Below are 9,328 nucleotides of genomic sequence, written 5' to 3'. Positions count from 1 at the left end.
CATCTGGCTATAGACCGTATTTACCATAACATGTCATCTTTTTTTTATCATCAGCATGAATTAAAAGAACATATAGCCCCGCTAATAACAGGTTCCCCTATAAAGCCTTTTTTTATTGGGCATATTGGTTTCGAACTGTGTTTAGACCACCTTTTACTGAAGCATAACAAAATAGACCTACAACAGCTTTATGCTCATCTAAAGACCATAGATTATCCAATTCTAGATGAGTTTCTAAAAATTAACGGCATTACGAATACGATTAGCTTCTTTAATTACTATACAAACTTTGTAAAAGAGGAGTATTTAAAGACATATATTAAACCCGAAAGTATAAGTTATGCTATAAAACGTATTTGTTTGCGAATATGGGAAACTCCGCTCAGTAGCCAACAAAAAGAAAACATTACTCAGATAATCGGTGAATATATTTCTCTTTTAGAGGAAGATTTTATGGTTATCTTTGATGAGATAGAAGCTCAGCTAATCAATGAATAAAAAACTACTTTTTGCTTTTCTGTTTCTGCCGGGTATAGTTTGTTCTCAAACCAGAAAATACTCAAATGAATTTCTTCAGATTGGTGTAGGTTCAAGGTCATTTGGAATGTCTGGAGCTGTAACTTCTTCCGTAGACGACGTAACCGCTGGTTATTGGAATCCTGCCGGATTAACCAATATGCGAACGCCTACGCAGGCAAGCTTAATGCACTCGGCTTACTTTTCAGGAATTGCCAAATATGATTACGCGGGACTGGCAACATTTGTTGCAGACAATACTGCGGTTGTAGGAATCTCTGTCATTAGATTTGGTGTTGATGATATCCCTGATACATCTGAGCTAATTGATGCAGATGGAAATATTAATTATGATAGGGTCAAATCTTTCTCCGCAGCTGATTATGCTTTTATGTTTAGCTATGCTCGTAATCATAAAAATAGAAAGCCACATCAAAATGGATTAAGTTACGGTGGAAATGTCAAGATTGTTCACCGGAAAGTTGGTGAGTTTGGAAAATCCTGGGGATTCGGAATTGACTTAGGTGCTCAATACAGACTGAAAAATTTTATTTTTTCGGCGGTTGGAAGAGATATCACCACTACTTTTAATGCATGGTCATATAACCAGGACAAATTTGGAACTGTTTATGATTATATTGGTGACAATATTCCTGAGAACTCAACCGAAATTACATTACCAAGATTGATTTTAGGAGCTTCTTATTATACTAAGTTTAGTAAAAATTTTGGGCTTACAACAGAAGCAAATTTTAGTTTGACTACAGACGGAAAGAGAAATGTACTTATTTCTGGTAATCCCATAAGTATAGATCCGGTAATGGGGCTGGAAGCAGATTATAAAAAAGTTATCTACCTAAGGGGGGGTATAGGAAATATTCAAAAAACAAGCGATTTTGATGGAAATCAAACCTACAACTTTCAGCCCAATATGGGAGTGGGAATTAGATTAAAAAACTTTTCAATAGACTATGCCTTAACCAATATCGGAAACCAGAGCGATGCGATATATAGCAATGTCTTTTCAATAAGATTAGATTTTGAGAAGAAGAAATAAGAACCAGACATAAGAACTAGAGTGGGTCTACTTTGCACAAAAAATTATAACTGAAACATTATTCATGCAGACAACATCTTTAACAGACGAACAACCATTACAAAAAATAATTATAACAGGTGCAAGCAGTGGTATTGGCTTCGAAGCTGCTATTGAATTAGCCATTAAAGGTCACGAAGTAATTGCTTTGGCCAGATCGCAGGAAAAATTAACCAATCTTAACCAGATTGTCTATAGTTTAAATCCTGAAGCCAAATTTTACCCTATTGTTTTTGATATAGTGAATGATGAATATGCAGGTCTTATCCAGTTTATACAACAAAGGTGGGGTACATTTAATATTCTAATTAACAACGCCGGTTCTTTAATTAATAAATCTTTTCAAGATACTACCGAATTTGATATGGCAGAAATGTTTCAGGCAAATGTCCTGGGCCATTTTAGAATTACAAAAGAACTTTTACCACTAATTGAAAAACAAGGTCATATTTTAAATATCGGTTCTATGGGTGGTTATATGGGCAGCTCTAAATTTCCAGGTTTAATCGCTTATTCTGCTAGCAAAGCGGCGCTGCATAATTTCACAGAATGTCTGGCACAAGAACTCTTAGATGATCAAATAAAGGTAAACTGTCTTGCTTTGGGATCTGCACAAACAGAAATGCTGGAAAAAGCGTTTCCGGGATATCAATCTCCGGTACAAGCTTTTGAAATGGGGAAATATATCGCCGATTTTGCACTTACCGGCAGTAGATTTTTCAATGGAAAAGTAATACCTGTAGCTGTTACTACACCGTAAAAATGTCTTGTTATATGGCAAGGATTTTGTGCAATTAGCATAAAATCCAACATATGAAAATAGCTAAACTATTTATTTCTGTTCTTTTCTGCGGTTTATTTTTTGCTTGTACAAACGACAGAAAAGAACAAAAAGTTGTTACAGATACAACTGCTCTCCAACATAAAGGCACAGTTTCATCCGAAATATTAAGTGATATCCCCTGGACTGCAGCTTTAGATACAAACACGCAACAATATACCATGATCAAAAATAAATTGATAGAAGGCGAAGTGTTGGGAGTAACTAATGTACTGGAAGCTATAAACAGAAAATATCCGGAAAACAAACTAGTGCTTGAAAGACAAAATGCGGATACTGTTTTTGTTAAAGTTGAAGACGCGTCTTACCTTACGCAATCCAGTGGATCTACCGGAGCCCGGGTATTCCTGGCAGAAAGCACTTACTCTTTAACCGAGATTCCGAGTGTAAGAGTTGTTTTTTTTAATTTTAAAATTGGAGACCATGCTACTCCTGGAGCTTACACGAGAAAAAGCTTTGACTTTTCAATGCCATAAACAACAAAAGCCCGAAAATCTATTCGGGCTTTTGTTATTTTTATAATACCTTATTTCAATTTCTCGACCTCTACTAAAATCTTGGATCTTGTGCCATCACTTACAGGAGTTAGGGGTAAACGGACATAATCTTCAATAACACCTAACTCTTTCATAGCCGCTTTTACGCCACATGGATTGCTTTCTGCAAAACATAAGCGGGTAAATTCAAGGAAATCACTATGAATAGGTCTGGCAGCTTTAAAGTCGCCTTTTAATGATAAGCGAACCATTTCTGAAAACTTAGCTGGAAAAGCATTACCTACTACTGAAATTACTCCAATAGCTCCCAATGCTACCAATGGTAAAGTAACAGGATCATCTCCCGAAATCAACTCAAAACCCTCTGGTTTACCAGCCATGATTGCATTGAACTGGTCGAAATTACCACAAGCCTCTTTTATCGCAATGATATTTTTGAACTCTTTCGCCAGCCTTATAGTGGTTTCTGCCGACATGCTTACACCCGTTCTTCCAGGAACATTATATAAAATGATCGGTAACTTTGCCGCCAGAGCTATAGCTTTATAATGCTGGTAAATTCCCTCTTGCGTAGGCTTGTTATAATAAGGAACTACAGACAAGATAGCTTCATAACCGGTTAATTCGAACTGACTAACCTCTTCAACAACATCAGCTGTATTGTTTCCTCCAATCCCGGCAACTAATGGAACCCTACCGTTAACCTTTTCTGTTACGAATTTAAAAATCTGTTTCTTTTCGTCTTTAGATAATGTTGCAGATTCTGCTGTAGTTCCCAATACTACAATATACTCTACCTTTCCTGTAATTAAATGTTCTATAGTGGCAGTCATTCCATCAAAATCTATGCTTCCACTTGCTTGAAAAGGCGTTACCATCGCTACGCCGGTTCCCAAAAATCTGCTCATTTTACTTTATCTAAATAATATCTTATCTCTCGGAAAAACCCTGTTATTCCTGCTTCTTTTGTTTCTATCATTAAATCAAAAAACGGTGCCTGCCTGGCATCGTATGCTGCAATTTTAAATATTGATTTAGATATTGCAGCCGTATACACTAAAGGAAAACATAAATCTGTACACAAGTTTATCAAAATATCGAATTCCTTATTGATGAATCCTTTTATCTTATCCTTGTCTGGAATATAGTTCCATTTAATATCCTCTTCAGAAATCAAATCTATGCTTTTGTTTAGCTTTGACTTCAAACTCTTATCGAACAGGAATCCTAAAAGCTTTACTTTTCTATTCTCGTTCTCTAAGGTTTTAGCGAATTGTTCTACCTCCCTCAGCTCCTTTTCGTCCTTTATAGGTATTAAAATCGCTATATTTTCTGCTTCACTTAAAGAAACAGAATGACCTTTTCTTTTTAACTTTTTCAGTTCTTGCCTTAATCTAGCAAATCCAGAACGTAATCTCAACTGATTAAACATCTTTTTCATTATACCGGATTTTGTTTATTTAAAAACAGAACTTATCAGGTTTTATTATCCCAATAAATTAAACAAATCTTGTTCGCTTATAATGGGAATATTTAATTTGTTTGCTTTTTCCAATTTCGAAGGTCCCATGTTATCTCCGGCAACTAGATAATCCAGTTTGGCCGAAATACTGCTTAACATTTTTCCTCCGTTGTCCTCAATAACCTTTTTAAGCTCTTCTCTGCTATAATTTTCAAAAACTCCAGAAATTAAAAAGTTTTTGCCAATCAAACTTTCGCTCTGTAAAATTACTTCCTTTTCTTCAATTTCAAACTGTAATCCTTCAGCAATTAATTTATTTATTTCATTAACATGTTCTTCTTTTGCAAAATATTCTAAAATACTTTTTGCAATACGCTCCCCTATTTCGTCAGCGTCAATTAATTGCTCGAAACTTGCCTGCTGCAAATTATGGATATTTTTGAAATGAAGTGCTAATTTCTTTGCTACAGTTTCACCAACATATCTGATCCCTAAACCAAAAAGTACTTTTTCAAAAGGCATTTGTTTAGATCTCTCGATACCAGCTAACATATTTGTGATAGATTTTTCTCCAAACCTATCCATTTGTTTTAAGGATTCCTCGTGATCCTTAAGATCGTAAATATCACTTATATGCAGAATAAATCCTTTAGAATATAATGTTTCAATGGTCTCATCTCCAATGCCATCTATATTCATTGCCTTTCGGCTGATAAAGTGCTGCATTTTACCTATAATTTGAGGTCTGCAGCCTTCATCATTCGGACAATAGTGCACCGCTTCGCCTTCCTTCCTTATCAATTTGGTACCGCACTCAGGACAAGTAGTAATATAATATATTTTTTGAGCTTCGGACTTTCTTTTTTCCAAATTGACACCAATTATTTTCGGAATAATCTCGCCGCCCTTTTCTACTAAAACGGTATCTCCTTCATACAAATTCAATCGTTCTATCTCGTTTGCATTATGAAGAGTCGCCCGTTTTACCGTTGTTCCGGCCAAAAGTACCGGTTTTAAATTAGCTACGGGTGTAACTGCACCTGTACGCCCTACCTGATAGGTAACCTCTCTTAATTCTGTCTCTACCTCGGTAGCTTTAAATTTATAACTTATTGCCCAACGTGGAGATTTAGCTGTAAACCCAAGCTCTTCTTGCTGCGCATAGCTATTTACTTTAATTACAATGCCATCTATTTCATAAGAAAGTTTAAATCTTTCCTGCTCCCAATAGGAAATAAAGTCCAGAACTTCTGTTAAATTTTTACACAGCCTGGATTCCTGTGAAATCTTAAAGCCCCAACTTTCTACTGCATGCAAGCTCTCCCAATGTGTTTTAAAAGGTTTTTTATCAGCATAAAGAAAATATAGGAAGCAATCTAAAGGTCTTCTTGCTACTTCTGCCGAGTTCTGCATTTTCACAGTTCCCGAAGCAAAATTTCGTGGATTAGCAAAAGGCTGTTCACCATTGTCTATACGCTCCTGGTTCAATCTCTCAAAAGCCGCTCTGTGCATAAAAACTTCGCCCCTTATTTCAAATTCGGACAGTAAATCTTTGCCCTGTATATGATGTGGAATTGTTCTGATTGTTTTGATATTGGTTGTAACGTCATCCCCCTTTACTCCATCACCCCTGGTTACAGCTCTTATTAATTCTCCATTCTCATATGTAAGGCTAATTGAAAGGCCGTCAAATTTAAGCTCACAGACATATTCAAAATTATCGCCTATAATCTTACGTATCCTTTGATCAAAATCTACCAGTTCCTGTTCGTTATACGTATTGCCCAGAGACAACATGGGCCATTTATGGACGACAGTCTTAAAGGTTTTTGTAATTTCCCCACCTACTTTTTGTGTAGGGGAATCTTTTCTAATAAACTCGGGGTGCTCCTTTTCTAGCTTTTCTAGTTCCTTAAGTTTCTGGTCAAACTCATAATCAGAAATAGTTGGCATTGCCAGCTGATAATAGTTGTAATTATGTTGATTCAGTTCTATTACTAACGAATCTATTTTCTCTTTTATCTCGAAAAGCGACATGCGAGCGAAGTTACCATTTTACTGATAATTTTAAAAGTCGGCTGCTAATGACTAAAATAACTTAAAGCCCTATTATAATTTCCTGATAGGTAATTCGCTCTTCCTGATAAGCAGCAATAAGGCCCAATTGCTGAATCCGCTTTTTAGAGACCACCTTAACAGGTAGCTTTATTTCAAATTTCTTTGTAAAAGGCGAAACATTAAACGATACCGTATTCTTATTCATATAAGAAGCTATTATTCTGGTATCATTTTTATCGTTAAATAACTCCGAATTTTCAAACCCTTTTTTAAACCACTCTACTTCTTCTGTTTTTGTAGCCCCTACTTCATTCATACAAACGTAGAGGGATAAATCGTCGCAAAACTTTAATATTCTTTGCTGATAATCTAAAAAGTCTTTATTAATTTTCAGCTTGCCAATTAAATGTTTCTGTCGCTGAATCTCTCTTTCATAAAAAGATTTCCCTGCATCGTTCAAAGAATTCTCATAGAAAGACGAATAATGCATACTACATAAAATAGCCGAATAAGAATTCACCCGATCTACCTGATCAATACCATTTTTGTAAAAAGAAACTTTTAATTCCTCTGGATAACTATCAAAATCAAAAGGCTTTTGCCTTAAATCGTCCCAAATCGGGGCCGAATCTGGCACTTGCCAAGCCCTATCATGTTGAAATATTGCAAAGCTTAAAGACTCATAATGCTCGGTACTCACAAACTCCTTTTTCAACATCATAAACATTTCACCAGAAATCGTTGCATGATCATGCTGTGCAATAAACGTAAATGTATCTCTAGAATCTCTGACAATCATATTCTGAAGTAACCGAATTAAACCTGTTTTATTTTATACAAAACTCTATTCTATATTATTTTCGAGCCAACAATTAAAATAAAACACAAAAGTCAACAATATTTTAAACAATTCGAAAAATTACACTTACAATATCAAAAATAAATTTTGAACTATAGCAAATTACTTAGTTATCATGTCAAAAATATATTTCATTATCTTTGTAACATTTGTATAATATAGTTATGAAAGCTAAAATATTCGGAATACCTAACTGTAATTCGGTTAAGAAGGCAAGAACCTGGTTAAAAGATAATAACATAGAAGAAGATTTCCATGACTTTAAGAAAATGGGAATAGATCGTGAACATTTAAAAAAATGGACAGCTGAATTTGGTTGGGAATCTGTCCTTAATAGAAAAGGTACAACCTGGAGAAATTTAGACCAAACTGTTAAAGATAAAGTTGTAGATGAAGATTCTGCCATTAACTTAATGCTCGAAAATACAAGCGCTATTAAAAGACCGGTGGTTGAAAGTAAAAAAGGTAATACAATTGGGTATGACGAAAGCATATTTGAAACAACATACCTTTAACATGCGTTAAATAGTGTTAATACTTTTGAATATTTAAAGAGTTTAACTCATTTTAGAATTATGAAAACAAAATATAGTTTACTGTTATTCATCTTCTTTCCCTTTTTTGTTAACGCTCAAAGCAGCGTATTGAAAGGTATTGCGTATGATGCAGATAGCAGGAATAAACTTAATCTTGTTTTTGTAAATAACTTAACACAAAAAGAAGGGGAACACACAGGACAAAAAGGTGATTTTTCTGTATTGGCAGAGATTGGAGATTTAGTTGTTTTTTCATGTCCGGGTTACTTAAGTGACACATTGATTGTAGAAGATATGAGCCCTAAAATAGTATTACTCAGACCTGCTCTAATTGTATTAGATCAGGTAATTGTTACCGCTAAGGGTAAAGCTGAGGATTTAAAACAAGTATACTCATCTGCTTATTCTTCTGCATCTACAAGTATCTTATCTAAAGATGGCGGTGTAAGTTTATATAATGCTTTTAGTACACAAGCCAAACAGAAGAGAGCATTCCAGAAATTTATGGACGAAGAGCTGAATCAAAAAGTTATTGATCAAAAATTCAACAGGCAGTTGGTAACTGAATTAACAAAAATAAGGGGTCAGTTACTGGAAGATTTCATGTCATACTACCGTCCTACTTATTCTCAGGTCTCTGCAATGAGCGATTTCGAACTAAGATCGTACATTATAAACTCCTATAACGAATATATAAAACTACCAGCTGAAGCAAGAATTTATCCTTCGCTTCCTAAGACCTCTTTTGGAGGAATGAGGTAAATTTGGCCTTATAAATATTTATCCATTAAAATCCTGATAATTCCGTCTACCATTCCCAATCTCGGAACATAAATTTCATCTATTTCTCCCCAGTTCATAACCGACAGGAATATGTCACTTGCTGGGATAATAACATCTGCCCTATCTTTATTAAGACCGAGTGTATTTATTCTATCTTCCAGAGAATAAGACTTTAAATATGTTGCAACTTCAAATAGTCTGCTCTTTGTCATTGCCATTTCTTCCTCAGTTTCAGACAAACGAAACAGTTTATTGATATTCCCTCCTGTTCCAATGGCACTTAATTCTAATTTTTTAACATATTGTTCCGTCCATAATTTCATTGCTTTCCAGGTTTCTGCCCTGTCCTGCCCATCCAGGATTCTTATAGTACCAATATCGAACGATTTAGACTGACTTATTTTTCCATTATGAAAAAGAGAAAGCTCGGTGCTTCCGCCTCCAACATCTATATATAAATAATTCTTATTTCTATCAAGATTTTCCTCTACGTGACTCGCATAAATAATAGAAGCTTCCTTTCCACCCGCAACAATCTCTATTTTTAGATTAAGCTTTTCATTTACTTTATCTATAATATCCTGTCCGTTCTTTGCTTCCCGCATAGCTGATGTAGCACAAGCCATATATTTTTCTACTTTGTGCACCTGCATCAGACTTTTAAAAGCCAGCATGGTCTT

Annotated in this window: 11 protein-coding genes; 6 read left to right on the top strand and 5 right to left on the bottom strand. The window is 35.0% G+C overall.

Annotated elements, in window-relative coordinates:
- The 4 genes from ABWO41_RS11810 to ABWO41_RS11795 all read left to right on the top strand — a co-directional run.
- Positions 1-498, top strand: a 498-nt coding sequence (locus tag ABWO41_RS11810) for a hypothetical protein (RefSeq protein WP_353137957.1), incomplete at its 5' end; no start/stop codon positions are given.
- Positions 491-1,573 carry a putative type IX sorting system protein PorV2 gene (locus ABWO41_RS11805; protein ID WP_353137955.1) on the top strand — a complete coding sequence of 361 codons (1,083 nt, stop codon included), beginning with the start codon at positions 491-493 and terminating at the stop codon, positions 1,571-1,573. The genes ABWO41_RS11810 and ABWO41_RS11805, both read left to right, overlap by 8 nt.
- A gap of 64 nt (positions 1,574-1,637) precedes the next feature.
- Complete coding sequence (locus ABWO41_RS11800) at positions 1,638-2,372, top strand: SDR family NAD(P)-dependent oxidoreductase (protein ID WP_353137953.1); 735 nt, start codon at positions 1,638-1,640, stop codon at positions 2,370-2,372.
- 53 nt (positions 2,373-2,425) lie between these two features.
- A complete protein-coding gene (locus ABWO41_RS11795) occupies positions 2,426-2,929 on the top strand; it encodes a hypothetical protein (RefSeq protein WP_353137951.1) in 504 nt (167 codons plus the stop codon).
- A 50-nt stretch (positions 2,930-2,979) separates the two neighbouring features.
- Here ABWO41_RS11795 and dapA read toward each other — a convergent pair whose 3' ends face one another.
- From dapA to ABWO41_RS11775, 4 genes are all read right to left on the bottom strand, one after another.
- Entirely contained in the window at positions 2,980-3,858 is an 879-nt protein-coding gene (gene dapA / locus ABWO41_RS11790) for a 4-hydroxy-tetrahydrodipicolinate synthase (RefSeq protein ID WP_353137949.1), read from the bottom strand.
- Positions 3,855-4,391, bottom strand: a complete 537-nt coding sequence (locus ABWO41_RS11785) for a DUF6913 domain-containing protein (protein ID WP_353137947.1) — start codon at positions 4,389-4,391, stop codon at positions 3,855-3,857. Before ABWO41_RS11785 ends, dapA begins: the two co-directional genes overlap by 4 nt.
- A 45-nt stretch (positions 4,392-4,436) precedes the next feature.
- Positions 4,437-6,449 (bottom strand): NAD-dependent DNA ligase LigA, encoded by a 2,013-nt coding sequence (ligA, locus tag ABWO41_RS11780; RefSeq protein WP_353137945.1) that lies wholly within the window; start codon positions 6,447-6,449, stop codon positions 4,437-4,439.
- Between the two features lie 61 nt (positions 6,450-6,510).
- Complete coding sequence (locus ABWO41_RS11775; RefSeq protein ID WP_353137943.1) at positions 6,511-7,269, bottom strand: DUF3891 family protein; 759 nt, start codon at positions 7,267-7,269, stop codon at positions 6,511-6,513.
- 224 nt (positions 7,270-7,493) lie between these two features.
- Between ABWO41_RS11775 and ABWO41_RS11770 the strand changes: the two genes are divergently transcribed.
- Positions 7,494-7,844: a Spx/MgsR family RNA polymerase-binding regulatory protein gene (locus tag ABWO41_RS11770; protein ID WP_353137941.1), complete on the top strand. Its 351-nt coding sequence runs from the start codon at positions 7,494-7,496 to the stop codon at positions 7,842-7,844.
- A gap of 60 nt (positions 7,845-7,904) precedes the next feature.
- Positions 7,905-8,627 carry a hypothetical protein gene (locus ABWO41_RS11765; RefSeq protein WP_353137939.1) on the top strand — a complete coding sequence of 241 codons (723 nt, stop codon included), beginning with the start codon at positions 7,905-7,907 and terminating at the stop codon, positions 8,625-8,627.
- A gap of 8 nt (positions 8,628-8,635) precedes the next feature.
- Here the strand turns inward: ABWO41_RS11765 and ABWO41_RS11760 are convergent.
- Positions 8,636-9,328: Ppx/GppA phosphatase family protein (locus ABWO41_RS11760; protein ID WP_353137937.1), on the bottom strand; the 693-nt coding region annotated here is incomplete at its 5' end.

The sequence above is a fragment of the Pseudopedobacter sp. genome (assembly GCF_040392825.1).
GTDB lineage: Bacteria > Bacteroidota > Bacteroidia > Sphingobacteriales > Sphingobacteriaceae > Pseudopedobacter.
Note: the sequence above shows the minus strand (reverse complement) of the source record. Positions and strands in the feature narration are given on the sequence as shown.